This is a genomic window from Pseudomonas sp. SDO5271_S396 (genome assembly GCF_054071795.1).
Genome location: NZ_JBSVWB010000022.1, coordinates 74,609 through 93,904, shown reverse-complemented (window position 1 = coordinate 93,904; position 19,296 = coordinate 74,609). Strand labels below are relative to the sequence as shown.

Below are 19,296 nucleotides of genomic sequence, written 5' to 3'. Positions count from 1 at the left end.
GTCGGCAGTGAGGCCGTCTTCGCAGGCAAGCCAGCTCCCACATTGGAACGCTGTTGTTGGTGAGAAAGCGCCCGGCGCGATGGCCCTGCTGGCAGCGTTTTTTCCAACCACTGCAAGCCCCCTGTGGGAGCTGTCGAGCCCCAGCGAGGCTGCGATTGCGGTGGGTCAGGTGGCATCTGTGTCGACTGTGTCGCAGTCTTCGCGGGCAAGCCCGCTCCCACATTGGATCTCTATCGCTGGCAAGAAAGCGCCCGTCGCGATGGCCCAATCTCGCGCGTGATCCGGCCCGATTCCGTGCGCCGTAAATCTGTCATCCGTTCATCCTCTGCTCACCAACAACAAACAAGTCCGGTCGACCGGGCGAGGAGGGGCGGTGAGCGCAAAACCCTTTATCCGTTTTTCGGGCGTGCAAAAAAGCTTCAAAGTCGAGGGCCGCTCGTTTGTGGCCGTGCGCAATGTATCGCTGGAGGTCCAGCGCGGCGAAATCATTACCTTGGTCGGCCCATCGGGCTGCGGCAAGTCCACCTTGCTCAACATGACCGCCGGGTTGTTCGGCCCGACGGTCGGCGAAGTGCATTACGACGGCGCTGAAGTCAGAGGCGTGAACACACGGGTCGGCTACATGACCCAGGCGGACCATTTGCTGCCGTGGCGCACGGTCGCCGGCAACATCGCCGTGCCGTTGCAGATTCGCCGCGTGCCCAAGGCCGAGATCGAGGCACGGGTCGAGGAACTGATGGCCCTGGTGGGCCTCAGCGGTTTCGGTGAAAGCTACCCCAACCAGCTTTCCGGCGGCATGCGCAAGCGTGCGGCCATGGCACGCTTGATGGCGAGCGACCCGGAAACCTTGCTGATGGACGAACCCTTCGGCGCCCTCGACGCACAAATGCGCCTGACCTTGCAGACCGAACTGCTGCGCCTGTGCCGCAAGCTCAACAAGACCGTGTTGTTCGTGACCCATGACGTCGACGAGGCGATTGCCCTGGCTGATCGCTGCGTGGTGTTCGCCGGTCGCCCCGGCACTATCGATCATGTGTTGGACATTCCCCTCGAAGGTGAACGCAACCTGGTGCAGTTGCGCTCCGATCCGCGCTACGTGGAACTCTGCGCCGAACTCTGGAAGCGTCTGGCGCCGGATGTAGCCGGTGCTGCTGACCCCTCTTCATTGGCTCACTCGCTGGAGGTCGTATGATCCAGGTTTATCGCTTGCTGTTTCTCGTGTTCCTGATGCTTTTGTGGGAGGGCGTGTCGCGCTGGTTTGGCGTGGAATTCTTTATCAGCCGCCCCTCGGCAGTGGCGCAAAGTTTGTGGAAAATCCTGCTCAACGGGGTGTTTTTCTACCACGCCGGCATCACCACGCTGGAGGCGGTGCTCGGCTTTTTCTTCGGTTCTCTGGCGGGCTTGGTCGCGGGTCTCGTACTCGGTCGCGCCAAATGGCTGGCCGACCTGCTCGATCCTTTTCTGACCGCGTTCTACAGCCTGCCGAAAGTGGCGCTGGCGCCGCTGTTCATCCTCTGGTTCGGCATCGGCTTGCCGATGAAAGTCATCCTCACCGCCGCGGTAGTGTTCTTCCTGGTGTTCCTCAACACCTACAGCGGCGTGCGCAACGTGTCCCGCGAGCAACTGACCATCCTGCGCCTGATGGGCGCCAAGGAGCGCGACCTGCTGACCATGGTGGTGATCCCCTCGGCATTCACCTGGGTGTTCACCGGCCTGCGTCTGTCGGTGCCTTACGCACTGATCGGTGCGCTGGTGGGCGAGATCATCGCCGCCAACCGTGGCCTGGGTTATCTGCTGTCGGATGCGGCATCGCAATTCGACACTGCCGGAGTGTTTGCCGCGCTGGTGGGCATCATCGCCCTGGCCCTGATTTTGAACACGGCGGTGAAGCTGGCCGAGAGCAGGCTGATGCCGTGGAAAGCCAACGAAGCAGAACGTGAAGTCGCGGTTTAACCCCCCCTTGGTTGTGGAGATTGATCATGCTTAAGCGTTTCGTGATTGCCAGTCTGTTGTGCGCTTCGTTCCTGCCCGTTGCCCAGGCCCAGGACCTCACCAAGGTCACCCTCGCATTCCCCAGCGAAGGCTTCCTGTATGTGCCGATCTACGTCGCGCAGAAGCAGGGTTATTTCGCCGAAGAGGGCCTGAATGTAGAAGTGATCGTGTTCCAAAAGGGCGGTTCGGCGGCGCTGACAGCGGTGCTCGGGCGTGATGCCGACGCCTACGTCGGTCTGCCCGCGGTGGCGGTGCGTGCCCGTACCAAAGGCCAGAACGTGCAGGCCTTTGCCGCTGTGCAAACCCAGTTCGGCAGTACCGTGGTGATCGACGGCGACTCGGCGCGCAAGGCCGGTGTGTCGGCCACATCCCCCGTGGCGGCCCGTGCCCAGGCGCTCAAAGGCTTGAAGATCGGCGTGACCGGGCCCGGCAGCACCACCGATATGCTGGTGCGTTACCTGGCCAAGGATGCCGGCCTGAACCCGGACAAAGACTTCACCATCATGCCGATCGGCGGTGCGCCGAACATGCTGGCAGCGTTTTCCCAGGGCAGCATCAATGGTTTTTCGCTGTCGCCACCCACGGTGACTACTGCCGCCCAGCAGGGCGGGTTTGTGTTGATGGACCTGGCCAAGGGTGAATACAAACCACTGAATGGTTTCTTGTTCACCGCGATGATTGCCCGCGAAGACTGGCTGAGCAGCAACAAGGCCACTGCCGAAAAACTGGTGCGTGCGATCTGGAAGGCCGAGCATCTGATCGCCACCGCGCCGGACCAGGCCCGTGAGTCGGTACGCCCATACTTCGCCCACACCGACAAGGCCATCTTCGATGCCGCCTGGACTGCCTCGTTGCCGTCCTACCCGGCCACGCCACGGGTTGAAAGGGAGGGCGTCGAGAAAAATATCAGCTTCATGAACGCCGTCGAAAACGACCCTGTGACGCTCGACCCGCAACAGGTCTACACCAACACCATCGTCGACGCCGTGGCGCCGACTGTTTCCACCCTCAAGGGAGAGGTTAAATGACGCCCGAGGTTCATCTGGTCAATGTGTTTCCCGCCACCCCCCGTGGCGGCAACCCGGCCCCCACCGTGGCCGTGGCGGACGGTATGAGCGACGCCGACATGCAGCAGGTCGCCCGTGATTACGGGCATGAGTGCGGCTTTGTATTCGCCGCGCCGGCGGACAGCGATTTCGATTTTGCCCTGCGTTTCTGGGTGCCCAACCATGAGATGGAAATGTGCGGTCACGCCACTGTGGGTGCCGTCTGGCTGCTGGACCAACTGGGCATGCTGCACAAGGACCGGCTGGCGCTGTGGACCCTCAGCGGGCGCGTCGACGCGCGGGTGATCGATGCCGGCACGCCGCAGATCCAAGTGGAGATCAGCCAGCCCAAAGGCCAGGTGCAGACCTTGAGTGACCCACAGGTCGAGGCCGAAATCCTGTCTGTGCTGGGCATCTCCTCCAATGAGCTGGCGCCGCTGCCGATCCAGAACGCGTGCACCAGTCGTGTCAAAACCCTGGTGGCCTTGAAGAGTGTGGCGGTGCTCGACAGCCTCAAGCCTGACTATCGGCGAATGGAGCAACTTTGCGAGCGCATCGGTTCCACCGGCTTGTACCCCTACGCGCCGTCGGACCTTGAGGGCCGCCAGTTCGATGCGCGGCAATTTCCCAAGTCTTCGGGCTACCCCGAGGACGCCGCCACCGGTATCGCGGCGGCAGCACTGACGTTCGGTCTGCTGGAAAACGGCCTGGTGACGGCCGATGACCGCCCCGTGCATATCCGCCAGGGCCGGGCGATGGGGCGACCCTCGCAGATTTCGTTGCGCTTTCGTCGGGATGAAGCCGGGCAGGTGCGGGGATGCTGGTTGGGTGGGCCGGTGGCCTTCGTTGAGGAGCACGCATGAGCATTCGTGAACGGATCAGCGCCCTGGGGCTGCAACTGCCGGACGCGCCGGGTCCCAAGGGCGATTATGTGCCCGTGACGCTTCATGGCGGGGTGGCGTATGTGAGCGGGCAAGTGTGCCGGCTGGGCGACAGCGTGATCAGCGGGCCGGTGACGGAACAGACTTCGCCGCAGCAGGTTTTGCAGGCCGGGCAAACCTGCGTGTTGCGCGCCTTGAGCGTGCTGGACCAGGCGGTGGGCCTGGAGAACGTCGAACGTATTCTGTTTGTGCGGGGCTTTGTGTACGGCGGGGAAGGTTTCCAGAGTTTTTCCAAAGTGGTCGACGGCGCCTCCCAGGTGTTGATCGATGTGTTCGGCGAGCAGGGCCGGCATGCGCGTTCGGCGGTGGGGGTGGCGGGGTTGCCGAGCGGGGGGATGCTCGAACTGGAAGTCACGGCGGTCATCAAAACAATGGCATGACACATCGCCATTCGCTTTGATGCGCGCGTAAACTGCCGGCCTTTTACGCGTATCTCGCAAAGGTGCACCTTGAGCGCAGGCAAAGTTGTCGGGCTGTTGTTACTGTCTTCACTGCTGGCGGCGTGCGGCACCTCGCCGCCACGCACGCCGAATGACCTGTGCGGCATCTTCCGTGAAAAGGACGATTGGTACGAAGCCGCCAAAGTCACGCAAAAACGCTGGGGCGTGCCGATCCAGGTGCCGTTCGCCATCATGTATCAGGAATCCGGCTTCCACCAGGACGCCCTGGCCCCACGCAAATACCTGCTGTGGATCATCCCCTGGGGCCGTGTCTCCAGCGCCGCCGGCTACGCCCAGGCCAAGGATGAAGTGTGGAGCGACTACCGCAAAAGTACCGGTCGCAGCGGCGCCAGTCGCCAGGACTTTGACGACGCCATCGACTTCGTCGGCTGGTACATGGACAAGACCTACAGCATCAACGGCGTCTACAAATACGACGCTTACGGTCAGTACCTGAACTACCACGAAGGCTGGGGCGGCTACCGCCAGCGTACTTATGCCGCCAAGGCTTGGCTGCCGCCGGTGGCCAGTAAGGTGCAGGCGCGCTCGCAGATGTATGCAGCGCAATATGCCGGGTGCAAGGATGATCTGGGCAAGGGGTTCTGGAGCCGGTTCTGGCGGTGGTTTTAAAGGACCTGCCGTTTCTCGGCAGCAAGCCTGCTCGCCACAGGGACTTGCCAAAGCCACCTTGTTCTGGGAAAACCGGAGCCCTTACGCTGTCAACGAGAAGTCCATGAGCACCAAAGAACTGCAAATCACCGACATTCGCCTGGGCACCGGCAAAACCGTGGTCAAAGGCGCGCTGATCACGACCCAATACACCGGCACCCTGGAAGATGGCACGGTGTTCGATTCGTCCTGGGAGCGCGGCAAGCCGTTCCAGTGTGTGATCGGCACCGGGCGTGTGATCAAGGGCTGGGACCAGGGCTTGATGGGCATGCAGGTGGGCGGTGTGCGCACGCTGTTCGTGCCGGCGCATCTGGCCTATGGCGAGCGGTCGATGGGCGCGCATATCAAGCCCGACAGCGACCTGCGCTTTGAGATCGAGTTGCTGGAAGTGCTGACGCGGGATGATTGAATTCTGCAGGTACCGGCGAGCCGTCTCATTACTTTCAATGACTTTTGATTGTTCCCACGCTCCGCGTGGGAATACCGCCCTGGACGCTCCGCGTCCGCTTTTGAAGTCGTGACGCGGAGCGTCACAGGATGCGTTTCCACGCGGGGTGGGAACGATCGGTCAGCCGGAGGGTGATTACCTGACGTTGGTCCCGCGAGATCAAGTGGATGCACCTTCCTGAACCCATCCTGAAGAATCCTCTTATTCCCCATACGGAAACTTTCCTACGGTTTACTCTCTTATCGTCGGGGCGTAAGCTTCGCGCGTTTTCATCAATAGCGGAGACCCTCAGTGGGTACTTGTTCGAGTGACAGTAGTCGGCCGGTTTCGGTAACCGGCACAGGCTTGGCAAGGTAACGCGCATTCTTCCGATGCCGTTGTCTCGCCACTAACTAGCGAGAAGCGGCATCCCGGCAGCGGCCAGTCCTGGCACCTGCCCGATCCCTCTCATCGACGCTGACCAGCACCCGGCTCACCCTCGGGATGCTACGGACGCGCCTGCCGTTTGCGGTGGGCGGGCCAAGCCGGCTGTGCCTGTGTGACAGGCGCGGTGCGGATGGGCAGTACCTGCACGACGGTTTTTTCCTCGCGCAGGAGTAACACCATGAACCTCACTCTGCTCAAAGAGTTTTTTGCCGGCTTCCTGCGGACCCGGCACATCGCCCGGCATTTCCGCCGTCTGGCGATGCTCGAAACCGTGACCGACGCCAGCGTCAGCCGCGAAGTGCCACCGACGCTGGCGCAAACCCTGGTGACCTCGGCGAACAGCAGTGCCGCGCAATTGCTCGACACCCTGGGCAGTCACGCCGAAGGCTTGACCCCCCAGGAAGCCGACGCCCTGCGCGTGCAATACGGTCTCAACGAAGTCGAGCATGAGCAGCCGCTGCCGTGGTGGGTGCACCTGTGGCATTGCTACAAAAACCCGTTCAACCTGCTGCTGACTCTGCTGGCGGTAATCTCCTGGCTGACCGAGGACATCAAAGCCGCCACGGTGATTTTCTCCATGGTGGTGCTGTCGACGCTGCTGCGCTTTTGGCAGGAGGCCAAGTCCAACAAGGCTGCCGATGCCTTGAAAGCCATGGTGAGCAACACGGCCACGGTGTTGCGCCGCGATGAGGCCAAGCGCATCGAATTGCCGATCAAGCAATTGGTGCCGGGCGACCTCATCGTGCTGTCCGCTGGGGACATGATTCCCGCCGATTGCCGCGTGCTCAGCGCCAAGGACCTGTTCGTCAGCCAGGCGGCGATGACCGGTGAATCGATGCCGGTGGAGAAATTTGCCCAGCAGCAGGACGCCAGCACCCGCAACCCGCTGGATCTGGACAATATTCTGTTCATGGGCACCAACGTGGTGTCCGGCGCGGCGACGGCGGTGATCCTGACCACCGGCAACAGCACCTATTTCGGCGCATTGGCCCAGCGTGTGACGGCCACGGACCGTGCGACCACCTCGTTTCAGCATGGCGTCAACAAAGTCAGCTGGCTGCTGATTCGCTTCATGTTCGTCATGGCGCCGCTGGTGCTGTTCATCAACGGGTTCACCAAGGGTGACTGGACCGAAGCGCTGCTGTTCGCACTGTCGATCGCCGTGGGCCTGACCCCTGAAATGCTGCCGATGATCGTCACCTCGACCCTGGCCAAGGGCGCGGTGTTCCTGTCGCGCAAGAAGGTCATCGTCAAGCGCCTGGATGCTATCCAGAACTTCGGCGCCATGGATGTACTGTGCACCGACAAGACCGGCACCCTGACCCAGGACAAGATTTTCCTCGCGCGCCATGTGGACGTGTGGGGCGAAGAGTCCGACGACGTGCTGGAAATGGCCTATCTCAACAGCTACTACCAGACCGGCCTGAAGAATCTGCTGGATGTGGCGGTGCTCGAACACGTGGAAGTGCACCGCGAGCTGAAAGTGGGCACCGCATTCCAGAAGGTCGATGAGATTCCGTTCGACTTCAACCGCCGCCGCATGTCGGTGGTGGTGGCCCAGGAAGGTTTGCCGCATCTGCTGATCTGCAAGGGCGCCGTGGAGGAAATCCTCTCGGTGTGCAACAACGTGCGTCACGGCGATAGCAACGAAGCGCTCACCGATGAGCTGCTGGCGCGCATTCGTCAGGTGACCGCGGCCTTCAACGAAGAGGGCCTGCGCGTGGTGGCCGTGGCTGCCCAACCGATGGCGCCGGGCCGCGACACCTATAGCCTGGCGGATGAGCGTGACCTCACGCTGATCGGCTATGTCGCCTTCCTCGATCCACCCAAGGAAAGCACCGCGCCAGCCCTCAAAGCCCTGAAGGCCCACGGTGTGGCAGTCAAGGTGCTGACCGGCGACAACGAACTGGTCACCGCCAAGATCTGCCGCGAAGTCGGTCTGGAGCAACAAGGTCTGCTGATGGGTAATGACATCGAGGACATGACCGACGCCGAGCTGGCCAAGGCGGTGGAGACCACCAATGTGTTCGCCAAGCTGACACCGTCCCACAAGGAACGCATTGTGCGTCTGCTCAAGGCCAACGGGCATGTGGTGGGGTTCATGGGCGATGGCATCAACGACGCACCGGCGCTGCGCACCGCCGATATCGGTATTTCGGTGGACAGTGCAGTGGATATCGCCAAGGAAGCGGCCGATATCATCCTGCTGGAAAAGAGCCTGATGATCCTGGAGGAGGGGGTGCTGGAAGGCCGGCGTACCTTCGCCAACATGCTCAAGTACATCAAGATGACCGCCAGCTCCAACTTCGGCAATGTGTTCTCGGTGCTGGTGGCCAGCGCGTTCATTCCGTTCCTGCCGATGCTGCCGATGCACCTGCTGGTGCAAAACCTGCTGTATGACATTTCCCAGATCGCGATTCCGTTCGACAACGTCGATGCGGACATGCTCGCCAAGCCGCAGCGCTGGCAGCCGGGGGATGTGGGGCGCTTTATGGTGTTCTTCGGGCCGATCAGTTCGATCTTCGACATCACCACGTTCGCACTCATGTGGTATGTGTTCGATGCCAACACACCGGACCACCAGACCTTGTTTCAATCCGGCTGGTTCGTGGTGGGGCTGCTGACCCAGACGCTGATCGTGCACATGATCCGTACCCCGAAGATTCCGTTTCTGCAAAGCCGTGCGGCGCTGCCGTTGATGGTGATGACGGGCGTGATCATGGCCGTGGGGATTTTCCTGCCGATGGGTCCGCTGGCGCATTACTTCAAGTTGCAGGCACTGCCGTCGCTGTACTTCGTGTTCCTGCCGGTGATTCTGCTGGCCTACATGGGGCTGACCCAGGCGGTGAAGGGTTTTTACATTCGCAAGTTCGGCTGGCAGTAACACCGTCTGGAGCGGTTGAGCGGCAAGATCAAAGGAGCAGCCCATGCAAGCAATCAACAATATCAACCTCAATTCGCTGATCGACACTCTGGTCAGCCTCACCGCTGCGTTCATCCTCGGGGGGCTGATCGGTTTCGAGCGCCAGTACCGCCAGCGTACGGCAGGCTTGCGCACCAACGTATTGGTGGCGGTAGGGGCGGCGATCTTCGTCGACATGGCCTACCGTCTGGGCGGTGCGGAAGGCGCGGTGCGGGTGGTCGCCTATGTGGTATCGGGTATCGGTTTTCTTGGCGCGGGCGTGATCATGCGTGAAGAAGGCAACGTGCGCGGGCTCAACACTGCCGCCACCCTCTGGGCCTCGGCAGCGGTAGGGGCCTGCGCCGGTGCCGACCTGATCCTCGAAGCGCTGCTGGGCACGCTGTTCGTGCTGGCCGCCAATACCTTGCTGCGACCGATCGTCAACAATATCAACCGTCAGCCCCTGGACGTGGTGTCGGCGGAGGTCACCAACATTCTGTATGTCATTGCCCGGCGTACCCAGCAAAAGGCTGTGCTGGCCCTGCTGGAAGCCGAACTGGCGCGGTGCAACTACCCGGCCAGCGATGTCGATGTCCGCCCCTTTGGCAGCGAGGAAGTGGAAATCGAGGCTACCCTGGCGGTGACATCGGTGGACGGCGACGAGCTGGACGCGTTGGTGGCGCGGATCTCCATGTCAACCCTGGTGGTTCAGGCATTCTGGAGCCCCAGCACCACGGAGTGATCCTGGGTTTCGCCCTGGCGTGCGCAAGCTTAATTGCGCTACGCGAGGAAAAATCCTACATGCATTCGGGACTATCCCTTCAGCTGAAAGCATATTCCATTGTTAAGGTTGCGCGCTTGTGCCTGCCCGGAAACCCAAGTGCGGCGTTAAGTGATGGCTGTTTTTTCAAGAAGAGGGGACCAGGACTGCCTGAAAAGTCGAGGAGATTGATCCGTACCGCTTGTCGGAACTGTCACTTTTCACAGGTAGTCGGAACCCGCGTGATATGTAAGCGTATTGATCCTCCCAGGGGAGACTTATGAGCAAAGCGTTAATTGTGGATGATCATCCTTTTATCCGCGCTACCGTCCGGCATCTGTTGAAGCAGGAAGGCTTCAACGAGATCTTCGAAGCTGGCAATGGCGCGGATGCCATGCAGTTGGCTCGCGAGGAGCGCCCCGACCTGGTGATCCTCGATCTGGCAATGCCCAAGTTGGGCGGCCTGGAAGTCATCAGCCGAATCAAGGCGCTGGGCCTGACCTGCAAGATCCTGGTGCTCACCTCGTATCTGGCGGTGTTCTTTTCCACTCGTTGCATGCGTGCCGGGGCCATGGGTTTCGTGGCCAAGACCGGTGAGCTGGACGAGTTGCAAAAGGCGATCAAGGCGGTCATGTCCAACTACAGCTGTTTCCCCAGCCTGCCGACCAGTTCGGTACGCCGTGATGACCTGCAGACCACCGAGGTGGCGTTGGTGGAATCGCTGTCGGACCGCGAGTTGACCGTGTTGCAGATGCTCGCTCTGGGCCTGGGCAACAAGGAAATCGCCGAGCAGATGTTGCTGAGTCACAAAACCATCAGCACCTACAAGACGCGGCTCAAGGAGAAGCTGCACATGTCTTCGGTGGTGCATTTGTCCAAGTTCGCTCAGCGCAATCATCTGATCTGATCCGACATGATCACCCCTCGCTCGCTGATCCTCACGGCGATCCTGCTGATGGGGCTGATACCCTGTGCGGCAACGGCCCTGGACGCGCCGCAGAGTCTGCGGCTGCTGGGCCATTCCCGCCTTGAAAGCCCCGACGTAACGCTGGAAGAAGCCGATTGGCGCTGGCTACGGGAGCGGCGCACGCTGGTGATGGGCGTGTCGGCGCCTGATTACGCGCCCTTTGACCTGACCAACAACAATGCTGAACTCGAAGGCATCACGGCCGACTATGCGGCGTTGGTGGGACAGGCGCTGGGTGTCGCTATAGAGGTCCGGTGTTATGACACCCGTGATGAGGTGATCGAAGCCCTCAAGCGCGGCGATGTGGACTTCCTGGGGTCGGCCAATGGTTATGAGGCCGCTGATGCCCAACTGGTGCTGTCCCGCTCCTACGCCAATGATCAGCCGGTGCTGGTGACCCGAGCCGGTGATAGCCAGGCGCTGAGCGCCGATCTGGCCGACAAGCGTCTGGCGATGCTCTATCACTACATGCAACCGGATGCCGTCCAGACCTTTTACCCCCGGGCACAGTTGCAGCTGTTTGCCTCCACCTTCGAAGCCATTGGCGCGGTCGCTTTCGGTCAGGCGGACGTGTACCTGGGCGATGCCATCAGCACGCGATACCTGATCAACAAAAACCATCTGAATAATGTGCGCATGGCGGATTTCTCCGCGCTGGAGGCCAACCCTTTCGGATTTGCCTTTGTTCGGGACAACACCCGTCTGTTAGCGATCATCAATGCCGCGCTCGCTGCCGTGCCGGTCAACCAACAGATGGAAATCCTGCGCCGCTGGAGCGCCGGCGGTGGTTTTCTGGAGGCCGACCGTTTGCGCCTGAGCGAAAGCGAGCAACGCTGGCTGGAGAAAAATCCTCGGGTGAAAGTGGCGGTCCTCGACCAGTATGTGCCGTTGTCATTCTTTGATGAGCGCGGGCATTTCGAGGGACTCAGCGCCGAAGTGCTGTCGCGCATCAGCCTGCGTACCGGGTTGAAGTTCGATGTCGAGCCGGGCAGTTCGTTGCCTCGGCAAATCGCGGAGGTCGGCGACGGGCAGGTGGACATGCTGGCGGTGGTCACCCCCAGTGTCGAGCGTTCCGCGACAATCCGGTTTACCCGACCTTACCTGTCCAATCCCTATGTGCTGGTGGTTCGCGCCGCCGACGAACACCTGGTGACGCTGGAGGATTTGCCCGGAAAGCGCCTGGCCTTTATCGGCGGCAATAGCCTGGGCGCGCAGATTGCGCGGGACTTCCCCGGCGTTGAGTTCGTGAATACCGACAACCCCGGGCAGGCCATGGAAGCCGTCGCCAGGGGGAATGCGGATGCCACGGTCATTTCGCTGATCAGCGCCCGCTACATGATCGCGCGGCACTATCGCGACAACCTGCGCATCACCAGTACCGTCGGCACCGATCCTGCCCGCATCACCTTTGGCGTCAACCGCAGCCAACTGGAGCTGTATTCGATCCTCGACAAGGCGCTGCTGAGCATCGCCCCTGAAGAAATGGATGAGCTGACCAATCATTGGCGCAGCGACATCATCCTCGAAGACAGTTACTGGCTGCGTCACCGCAACGTGATCATCCAGGGGTTCGGCCTGGCCGCGTTGCTGTTGCTGGTGACCCTGGGCTGGGTAGCCTATTTGCGCAGTCTGATTCGCAAACGTGCCCAGGCCGAGCGGGCGTTGAGCGATCAGATGCGATTCATGAGCGTGCTGATCGACGGCACTCCCCACCCCATCTACGTGCGTGACCGTCAGGGCCGATTGATGACCTGCAATAACGCTTATCTCGATGTATTTGGCTTCAAGCTGGACAACGTGATCGGCAAGACCGTGGTGGAGACCGACACCGGCAACCCGCCTCAGGCCCAATCGTTCCACGCCGATTACCTGCGGCTGATGGAGCAGGGCGAGCCGCAGATTCATGACCGGGTGCTCAAGGTGCCCAGCGGAGAAGTCCTGACCATTTACCAATGGATGCTGCCGTACCGTGACGGCGATGAGAAAGTGGTCGGCATGATTGCCGGCTGGGTGGATGTCAGCGAGCGCCAGCGGTTGCTGGGGCAGTTGCGCGAGGCCAAAGAGGACGCGGATGCCGCCAACCGCGCCAAAACCACGTTCCTGGCGACCATGAGCCATGAAATTCGCACGCCCATGAATGCGGTGATCGGCATGATCGAGCTGGCCTTGAAAAACGCCGAGCAGGGCCGCGCTGATCGGGATGCGCTGGAAGTGGCATCGGTGGCGTCCCGGGGGATGCTGGAGTTGATCGGCGACATTCTGGATATCGCACGAATCGAGTCTGGTCATCTGTCCCTGAGCCTGGCACCGGCCAATCTGCATGAGCTGCTGACCTCTGCGGCGCGGGTGTTCGAAGGGCTGGCCCGGGACAAGGGGTTGTCGTTGCGGGTGGAACTGGACCCGCTGATCGATCATTGGGTATTGATCGACCCGTTGCGATTCAAGCAAGTGGTCTCGAATCTGTTGGGCAACGCCATCAAGTTCACGGCCCGTGGCCAGGTGCGGCTGGGCGCCCAGGGCGCGCCGGCACTGGCTGGCGGCCACCTGAACCTGCGTCTGTGGGTGGAGGACACGGGGCCGGGGATCAGCGCCGAGGACCAGAAGCGTTTGTTCAACCCCTTCATCCAGGGCCGCAACCCTGAGCAATCACAGCGCAGCGGCTCCGGGCTCGGGCTGGTGATCAGTCGCGACCTGTGCGAAATGATGGGCGGACAGTTACACCTCAACAGTGTGCCGGGGCAGGGTACGCGGGTGGATGTGACCCTGGCGCTGGCCCTGATCACGACGGCGCCTGTGCGCCTTCCAGAGGTGGTCCAGCCGGCCCCTTCGACCCGTACGCTGAATATCCTGGTGGTGGATGACTATCCGGCCAATCGCCTGCTGCTGGCCCGGCAGTTGGCTTTCCTGGGGTATCGCATCACGACCGCCGAAGACGGTGTCCAGGCCCTCGAGCAATGGCAGGTCGGGGGCTTCGATGGGGTTATCACCGATTGCAACATGCCCCTCAAGGACGGTTATGCACTGGCGCGCGATATCCGTGCCAGTGAGCGCGAACTGGGTTGGGCACCCTGCTTGCTGCTGGGGTTCACCGCCAATGCCCAGTCGGAAGAAGCCGAGCGCTGCCGGCAGGCGGGCATGGACGGTTGCCTGTTCAAACCCACCGGGCTTGAAGACCTGCGTACCGCCCTGGCATCGCGCACGGCCAGTGTGTGCGAGCCGGCAGCCCAGGCCGTATTTGACTTGAGCACCCTGGTCGCGCTGACGGGCGATGATCGTGCGGCACTCAAGGAACTGCTCGAACCGCTGCTCGACAGCCTGGCGGCGGATAGTGAGTTGTTGCCGGCCCTGGCGCAGCAGGCCGATTTTGCTCGGCTACATGACCTGGCCCACCGTGCCAAGGGCGGGGCGCGCATGGTCAAGGCGCATACGCTGATCGCCTGTTGCGAGGCTTTGGAGGAGGTCTGCGAAAGCTCGGTGCCTGATGCATTGGACGAGGCCGTTGAAGCCGTGTCCCAGGCCATCGACCATCTGCAGCACAGCCTGACGCTGTACATCAATCAGGCTTGACCCGCGCTGACAGCCACTCAGAGGGTTTGGGAGAACTCCTACATGAAGGGGGAACAAGCCTGATTTTGTCTTCGAGGTATGTCTGGAGAATGGGCCACGCTCACTGACGAGTACTGCCTACCCAGGGGTTTGCCATGCCGAACAAAGCACTGACCATCCTGATTGCCGATGAACAGCACCTGCAACGCTTGTATATCGAAAAGATGCTCAACCGGTTGGGCTACCACCGGATCGTCCCGGTCCAGAGTTTCGAAGAGGTGCGGATTCTCACCGCCATCCCGGCCGAGCCGTTCGATGTGCTGATCATCAATGCCGGGTTGGCCGTCCATGCCAGTGGGCCCCAACCCCAGGTGCGCCATGTGCTGGTCTACGACCACCTGAACCTGGGCGAGTCCGTCGGTGCGACGCCGGCGGTGCTGGTCAGGCTCGCGGGCGTGCCGGACAGCGTCAACCTCGAACACTTCATGGACATCATCGACCCACCCGAGGCCAACGCGGGCCTGCGGGTGTTGCCGTGGTTGCGGGAGCTGTCCCGCAACGCCGTCGCCGGAGGTTAGTCCCACTGCGGCGCGAGGCCCTTGGGGCTGGTCAGCCGATGGCCGCGGTCCAGGCTGGCAATCTGTTGCATGTCTGCCGTGCTCAAGGTCAGTTGCAGGGCCTTGAGATTACTCTCCAGATTGGTGCGCTGGGTCGACGAAGGAATGACCGCGTAACCCGACTGCATGGCCCAGGCCAGGGTGACTTGTGCGGGGGTGGCGCCATGGCGCTCGGCGATCTGCTGGATCACCGGGTCCTTCAGTACTTCACCGTAGGCCAGCGTCATGTAGGAGGTGATTTGGATGCCATGGGCGGTGGCGAACTCCACCACCTTGCGGTTTTGCAGGTAGGGGTGAAGCTCGATCTGGTTGGTCGCGATATGCTCGGCACCGACGGCGGCAATCGCCTGTTTCATCAGGTCGATAGTGAAATTGGAAATGCCGATCTGACGGGTCAGGCCCAGGCGCTTGGCTTCCAGCAACTGGCCCATGAACTCGGCGACGGGTACCTGGTCTTCCGGCGATGGCCAATGGATCAGGGTCAGGTCCAGGTAGTCGGTTTTCAGTTTGCGCAGGCTTTCGCGCAGGCTGGGAATCAGCTGGCCTTGCGCGAAATGCGCGACCCAGATTTTGCTGGTGATGAACAGCTCCTCACGAGATACGCCGCTGTCGGCAATGGCCTGACCGACGTCGGCTTCATTCTCGTAGATCTGCGCGGTGTCGATGGCGCGGTAGCCCAGTTCCAGGCCGGTGCTGACCGAGTCGATCACCACCTGGCCTTGCAGGCGAAAAGTGCCGAGGCCAAAAGCGGGGACGGTTTGCGTAGGGATGGACATCAATCTCTCCTCAAGGGCATGTAAACAATGGAGTGGAGTATCCGCCCGTCGTTCCTTCGGAAAAACCGTCCCACACGAAAAGGACTTTTGACCACAGGTCAAGAGTCGTGGTGTTCTGGGGCCCGTTGCAAAAAACATGCGGCTTCACTTGCCAGAGTCGGGCATCGCGCGGTATTTCAGAAAGCCCTTCTCCATGCGGAAATTGCCATGACTCAGCACCTCACCGAATATGCCGACGCCAGCCCTGAAGTGCGTGCGGTCTACGACGACATCATGCAAACGCGCAAGGTCGACCAGGTGAACAACTTCTGGAAATGCCTGGCGGCCCATCCGCCGACCTTGCGCCGTACCTGGGAAAGTCTGAAGGAGATCATGGCGCCGGGAGCGCTGGATCCACTCACCAAAGAACTGCTCTACGTCGCTGTGAGCGTCACCAATAACTGCCCGTACTGCATCGCCTCCCACACCGCCGCCGCGCGCAAGGCGGGCATGACCGATGCAATGTTCGGCGAGTTGCAGGCCGTGGTCGGCATGGCCAATGAAACCAACCGCCTGGCCACCGGCTACCGGGTGCCGGTGGACGAGGCGTTCAAGTTACCGTGAAGTCCGTCACGCGTCGAACCAGGCCAGCAGCACCGTCACGTTATCGCGCCCGGCGTATTCCCGGGTGAGGTTGACCAGCCGTTGGCACGCGGTGTCCAGCGTGTCACGGCGGGCTACCGCCAGCACCTGCACCATTTCCTGATGGGGCACGCAACCGTGCAGACCGTCGCTGCATAGCATCAACACATCCCCCGGCTGCACCGGTTGGACGCGTACCTGCGGTTCGACCCGGGGCCCCGGGCCGATGGCTTGCAGCAGCAGGTTGCGTGCAGGCAGGCGGTCGACTTTGCCGGCTTCGAGCGCTTGCTGGTACCAGGTCTGGTCGCGGGTCAGCAGGCTCAATTCGCCATCGCGGTAACGGTACAAACGGCTGTCACCGACATGGAACACCAGCAGCGGCCCATCGCTTTGCGGGCGCCAGAGGCCGGTGAGCGTGGTGCCCATGCCACTGCCTTCGCTCATCTGCCGCGCCACATTCTGCTGATAGACGCATTGGTTCACCTGATCGATGGCACTGTGCAACAGGCCGGCGGCTTGCATGTCCGGGTCCGACCAGGTGGCATCGGGGTCGCCATTCTCGTCGAGCGTTTCGACGCTATGGGTTTTCAGTGTCTGGCGCAGGCTGATCAACGCTTCGGCACTGGCCAGCGCGCCGGCTTCATGGCCGCCCATGCCGTCTGCTACAGCAAGTAGCCCGAGGCTCGGCTCCACCAGAAAGTTGTCTTCGTTACTCTGGCGCACCGTGCCGACATCACTGACCCCATAGGCGACCGCTGAGGCCAGACTATGGGGCCCGCAGGCGCTGAGTGGGGAGTCGGTCATGGAAGGGGCTCGAAGCTGGTGAGGAACGTCAGGCGCTGGGCCTCGCTCTCGATGTGTTCGGCCAACAATTGCAGGAACGGTTGGCGCAGGGAGGTGGCCCGCAAGGCACGGCTGACCACGATGCGGGCGATAGGGCCGATCAGCACGGCGAGGCGGCGCTCGGCCATGTTTGCAAAGTCAGTATCTATCTGCGTGACGGGGGCTTCGGTAAGGCTGGTGACTTCAGTGGGCAGTACCGTCGGTTCGCTGACCGGCTCGGGTGCCGCCGTGGGTGGGTTGAGCCTTTGGAACAGCGACTGACTGGCGCTGGCAAACTGTTCGCGGCCACGCTCTGAAGGGATATGGGGCAACAGAGAGGCGCAGATGGCGTCGAAGTCGTCGGCGCCATTGAGGCTCTTGCGTACCAGAAATCGTGCCAGCGGCCCGATCTGATGGGACAGCAAAGACTCCAGTTCGGGCATCACCGCCAGCTTCCAGGGCGTCAGGGTTTCCACGGCTTCGGTCACCGCGCCCGTACCGGTGGGCAAGGGCGTGACGCCACTGCTCAGCGGTTGGTTGGGACGCATCAGTACCGTACGGTCATCGTCGATTTCCGCGTTGGTCCAGGTGCCGGTGGTGGTACCGAGCAACGCTTCCAGATCATCGAGAAATGCCTGCGCCGAGGCGTAACGCTCGGCGGGGCGCTTGGCCAGAGCGCGTGCGATCACATTGTCCAGTGCCGGGTCCAGCGCCAGGTTCAGGGACGAGGGCGCCACCGGGGTCTGGTTGAGAATCTGCTGCATGACCATGGTGGCAGAGCCGGAAAATGGCCGTTCGCCGGTGAGCAACTGGTACAGCACGATGCCGGCGGAAAACACATCGGAGCGACCGTCGATCAACTCACCGCAGAACTGTTCAGGCGACATGTAGCTGGGCGTGCCGATCATCGAACCGGTCTGGGTGAGGGTGGACGAGTCGAGGCGTGCCACACCGAAGTCTGTGACTTTCACCTGGTTGTCGGCGGTGATCAGCAGGTTGGCCGGTTTGATATCACGGTGCACCACACCCTTGGAGTGGGCATATTGCAGGGCCAGCAGCAACTGGCGCATCCAGCCCAGGCTGTGGCTCAGATCGCGGGGTGTCTGCGCCGCCAGCAGGGTGTTGAGCGGCGTACCTTCGACGAACTCCATGGCAATGTAGGCCGAGCCTTCGTCTTCGCCGTAGTCGTACACGCCGACGATATTGGGGTGCATCAGCCGGCCAGCCGCCTGGGCTTCGTTCTTGAAGCGGCTGACCAGCTCGGCGTGCTGGCTGTCGCCGAACAGCTCTTTGCGGATGGTCTTGAGCGCCACGGTGCGTGCGATATTCGGGTCGAACGCTTTGTACACCGTGCCCATGGCACCTTTGCCGAGCACGCTGTCGATGCGGTATTTGCCCAGTTGTTCAAGCATGATCGGGCACCTATTCCTCAAGCATCTTCATGGCGCTGACTAAGCTGGTGCGCATACGGCCAAAAGACTGGCCCAGGCGTGCCAGTTCATCGTTGCCACTGACGTCCATCTGCGGCACGTCGGTTTCACCCAGGCTGACGCGGTCGGCCAGGGCTGACATCTGCCGCAGGCGACGGGTGACAAACAGGTGCACCGCTACGTTCAGCGCGACGAACAGCACGGCGAAGATGCCCAGCATCGACAGCATGTAGCTGTGCAGCAGGCTCCGGGCGCGCTGTAGCGGCAAGTCGAGCGGTACGGTCACCAGTTGCGCACCGATGGTGTCGTTGAGTTTCCAGCCGAAGCCGTTGACCGGTCCGTAGATGTCGACCATGGTTTTCGGCGCCGCGTCCGGCGTACTGTGGCAGGCCAGGCAAGCACCGTCCTTGATCTGGATGGGCCGCGCGATGTACAGCGCCGCCCCCCTCTCATCATTGCGCTCGCCGACCATTTCGTCGGTCTGCGGCTGGCTGCGCAGGGTGCTGATCAGGGACTTTTCCCAATCATTGGCCAGGTCGCGCGGGTTGGTAGGGTTGAGGGTGGCTTCCTTGTAGGCATAGTCCGGGTAGGACTTGAGCAATTCCTGCAGGTGCGAGATGGCGGCAAAATCCGGGACCGACTGCGGCAGGAACTGGAACTTCAGGCGGTTCTCCAGCAAGGGCACGATCTGCTCTGCGGTGTAGGTGCTGGCGGCGGAGGCCGAGCGCATCAGCATGCGCGCGGTTTCCAGGGTTTCCCGACGCGCACTCTGTTGCAGCATGTAGTGGGTGGAAAGACTGGTGGCGATAAATCCGACGATAAACACCGCCAGGAACACCACGTTGAATTTGACCGCAAGTGACAGTTTCATAATTACCTTCGGGGACTGGCGG

Annotated in this window: 17 protein-coding genes; 13 read left to right on the top strand and 4 right to left on the bottom strand. The window is 61.7% G+C overall.

All coding sequences use genetic code 11. The features are described from left to right. The first annotated feature begins 373 nt into the window (after window positions 1-373). The 12 genes from ACW9IN_RS16625 to ACW9IN_RS16570 all read left to right on the top strand — a co-directional run bounded on the left by ACW9IN_RS16625 (window position 374) and on the right by ACW9IN_RS16570 (window position 14,715). Window positions 374-1,192: an ABC transporter ATP-binding protein gene (locus tag ACW9IN_RS16625; protein ID WP_457366898.1), complete on the top strand. Its 819-nt coding sequence runs from the start codon at window positions 374-376 to the stop codon at window positions 1,190-1,192. Then, a complete protein-coding gene (locus ACW9IN_RS16620) occupies window positions 1,189-1,953 on the top strand; it encodes an ABC transporter permease (RefSeq protein WP_457366897.1) in 765 nt (254 codons plus the stop codon). The genes ACW9IN_RS16625 and ACW9IN_RS16620 overlap by 4 nt, the downstream gene beginning before the upstream one ends. Window positions 1,954-1,979: 26 nt before the next feature. Then, complete coding sequence (locus ACW9IN_RS16615; protein ID WP_457366896.1) at window positions 1,980-3,020, top strand: ABC transporter substrate-binding protein; 1,041 nt, start codon at window positions 1,980-1,982, stop codon at window positions 3,018-3,020. After that, window positions 3,017-3,901, top strand: a complete 885-nt coding sequence (locus tag ACW9IN_RS16610) for a PhzF family phenazine biosynthesis protein (RefSeq protein ID WP_457366895.1) — start codon at window positions 3,017-3,019, stop codon at window positions 3,899-3,901. Before ACW9IN_RS16615 ends, ACW9IN_RS16610 begins: the two co-directional genes overlap by 4 nt. Further along, on the top strand, window positions 3,898-4,359 hold the full coding sequence (locus ACW9IN_RS16605) for a RidA family protein (protein ID WP_457366894.1): 462 nt from the start codon (window positions 3,898-3,900) through the stop codon (window positions 4,357-4,359). Before ACW9IN_RS16610 ends, ACW9IN_RS16605 begins: the two co-directional genes overlap by 4 nt. 69 nt (window positions 4,360-4,428) lie before the next feature. Beyond that, window positions 4,429-5,049, top strand: coding sequence for a transglycosylase SLT domain-containing protein (locus ACW9IN_RS16600; protein ID WP_457366893.1), 621 nt, complete (start codon window positions 4,429-4,431; stop codon window positions 5,047-5,049). A gap of 103 nt (window positions 5,050-5,152) precedes the next feature. Beyond that, on the top strand, window positions 5,153-5,497 hold the full coding sequence (locus ACW9IN_RS16595; RefSeq protein WP_457366892.1) for an FKBP-type peptidyl-prolyl cis-trans isomerase: 345 nt from the start codon (window positions 5,153-5,155) through the stop codon (window positions 5,495-5,497). 643 nt (window positions 5,498-6,140) lie between these two features. Continuing rightward, window positions 6,141-8,846 carry a magnesium-translocating P-type ATPase gene (gene mgtA, locus ACW9IN_RS16590; RefSeq protein WP_457366891.1) on the top strand — a complete coding sequence of 902 codons (2,706 nt, stop codon included), beginning with the start codon at window positions 6,141-6,143 and terminating at the stop codon, window positions 8,844-8,846. Window positions 8,847-8,889: 43 nt separating this feature from the next. After that, entirely contained in the window at window positions 8,890-9,606 is a 717-nt protein-coding gene (locus tag ACW9IN_RS16585; protein WP_457366890.1) for an MgtC/SapB family protein, read from the top strand. Between the two features lie 298 nt (window positions 9,607-9,904). Further along, window positions 9,905-10,531, top strand: a complete 627-nt coding sequence (locus ACW9IN_RS16580) for a response regulator (protein WP_457366889.1) — start codon at window positions 9,905-9,907, stop codon at window positions 10,529-10,531. A 6-nt stretch (window positions 10,532-10,537) separates the two neighbouring features. Then, a complete protein-coding gene (locus ACW9IN_RS16575; protein ID WP_457366888.1) occupies window positions 10,538-14,158 on the top strand; it encodes a transporter substrate-binding domain-containing protein in 3,621 nt (1,206 codons plus the stop codon). Between the two features lie 134 nt (window positions 14,159-14,292). Further along, the gene (locus ACW9IN_RS16570) at window positions 14,293-14,715 is read left to right on the top strand and encodes a chemotaxis protein CheY (RefSeq protein ID WP_457366887.1); all 423 of its coding nucleotides are present in this window, start codon (window positions 14,293-14,295) and stop codon (window positions 14,713-14,715) included. Here the strand turns inward: ACW9IN_RS16570 and dkgB are convergent. Further along, on the bottom strand, window positions 14,712-15,530 hold the full coding sequence (dkgB, locus tag ACW9IN_RS16565) for a 2,5-didehydrogluconate reductase DkgB (RefSeq protein WP_457366886.1): 819 nt from the start codon (window positions 15,528-15,530) through the stop codon (window positions 14,712-14,714). The genes ACW9IN_RS16570 and dkgB overlap by 4 nt on opposite strands. Window positions 15,531-15,737: 207 nt before the next feature. On the opposite strand from dkgB, the gene ACW9IN_RS16560 reads away from it, so the two are divergent. After that, window positions 15,738-16,133 (top strand): carboxymuconolactone decarboxylase family protein, encoded by a 396-nt coding sequence (locus ACW9IN_RS16560; RefSeq protein WP_078741834.1) that lies wholly within the window; start codon window positions 15,738-15,740, stop codon window positions 16,131-16,133. Window positions 16,134-16,139: 6 nt separating this feature from the next. Here the strand turns inward: ACW9IN_RS16560 and ACW9IN_RS16555 are convergent, their stop codons facing one another. From ACW9IN_RS16555 to ACW9IN_RS16545, 3 genes are read right to left on the bottom strand one after another with little or no spacing between them, the layout of a single operon-like run. Continuing rightward, window positions 16,140-16,955, bottom strand: coding sequence for a PP2C family protein-serine/threonine phosphatase (locus tag ACW9IN_RS16555; RefSeq protein WP_457366885.1), 816 nt, complete (start codon window positions 16,953-16,955; stop codon window positions 16,140-16,142). Beyond that, window positions 16,952-18,385: a serine/threonine-protein kinase gene (locus tag ACW9IN_RS16550; RefSeq protein WP_457366884.1), complete on the bottom strand. Its 1,434-nt coding sequence runs from the start codon at window positions 18,383-18,385 to the stop codon at window positions 16,952-16,954. The genes ACW9IN_RS16555 and ACW9IN_RS16550 overlap by 4 nt, the downstream gene beginning before the upstream one ends. A 10-nt stretch (window positions 18,386-18,395) precedes the next feature. Continuing rightward, window positions 18,396-19,274: a c-type heme family protein gene (locus ACW9IN_RS16545; RefSeq protein WP_457366883.1), complete on the bottom strand. Its 879-nt coding sequence runs from the start codon at window positions 19,272-19,274 to the stop codon at window positions 18,396-18,398. Window positions 19,275-19,296: the final 22 nt, after the last annotated feature.

Bases quoted from the DNA above. Each gene is read 5' to 3' on its own strand.
- ACW9IN_RS16620 (WP_457366897.1), top strand. From the start codon at position 1,189: ATGATCCAGGTTTATCGCTTGCTGTTTCTCGTGTTCCTGATGCTTTTG.
- ACW9IN_RS16615 (WP_457366896.1), top strand. From the start codon at position 1,980: ATGCTTAAGCGTTTCGTGATTGCCAGTCTGTTGTGCGCTTCGTTCCTG.
- ACW9IN_RS16610 (WP_457366895.1), top strand. From the start codon at position 3,017: ATGACGCCCGAGGTTCATCTGGTCAATGTGTTTCCCGCCACCCCCCGT.
- ACW9IN_RS16605 (WP_457366894.1), top strand. From the start codon at position 3,898: ATGAGCATTCGTGAACGGATCAGCGCCCTGGGGCTGCAACTGCCGGAC.
- ACW9IN_RS16595 (WP_457366892.1), top strand. From the start codon at position 5,153: ATGAGCACCAAAGAACTGCAAATCACCGACATTCGCCTGGGCACCGGC.
- mgtA (WP_457366891.1), top strand. From the start codon at position 6,141: ATGAACCTCACTCTGCTCAAAGAGTTTTTTGCCGGCTTCCTGCGGACC.
- ACW9IN_RS16585 (WP_457366890.1), top strand. From the start codon at position 8,890: ATGCAAGCAATCAACAATATCAACCTCAATTCGCTGATCGACACTCTG.
- ACW9IN_RS16580 (WP_457366889.1), top strand. From the start codon at position 9,905: ATGAGCAAAGCGTTAATTGTGGATGATCATCCTTTTATCCGCGCTACC.
- ACW9IN_RS16575 (WP_457366888.1), top strand. From the start codon at position 10,538: ATGATCACCCCTCGCTCGCTGATCCTCACGGCGATCCTGCTGATGGGG.
- ACW9IN_RS16570 (WP_457366887.1), top strand. From the start codon at position 14,293: ATGCCGAACAAAGCACTGACCATCCTGATTGCCGATGAACAGCACCTG.
- dkgB (WP_457366886.1), bottom strand. From the start codon at position 15,530: ATGTCCATCCCTACGCAAACCGTCCCCGCTTTTGGCCTCGGCACTTTT.
- ACW9IN_RS16560 (WP_078741834.1), top strand. From the start codon at position 15,738: ATGACTCAGCACCTCACCGAATATGCCGACGCCAGCCCTGAAGTGCGT.
- ACW9IN_RS16555 (WP_457366885.1), bottom strand. From the start codon at position 16,955: ATGACCGACTCCCCACTCAGCGCCTGCGGGCCCCATAGTCTGGCCTCA.
- ACW9IN_RS16550 (WP_457366884.1), bottom strand. From the start codon at position 18,385: ATGCTTGAACAACTGGGCAAATACCGCATCGACAGCGTGCTCGGCAAA.
- ACW9IN_RS16545 (WP_457366883.1), bottom strand. From the start codon at position 19,274: ATGAAACTGTCACTTGCGGTCAAATTCAACGTGGTGTTCCTGGCGGTG.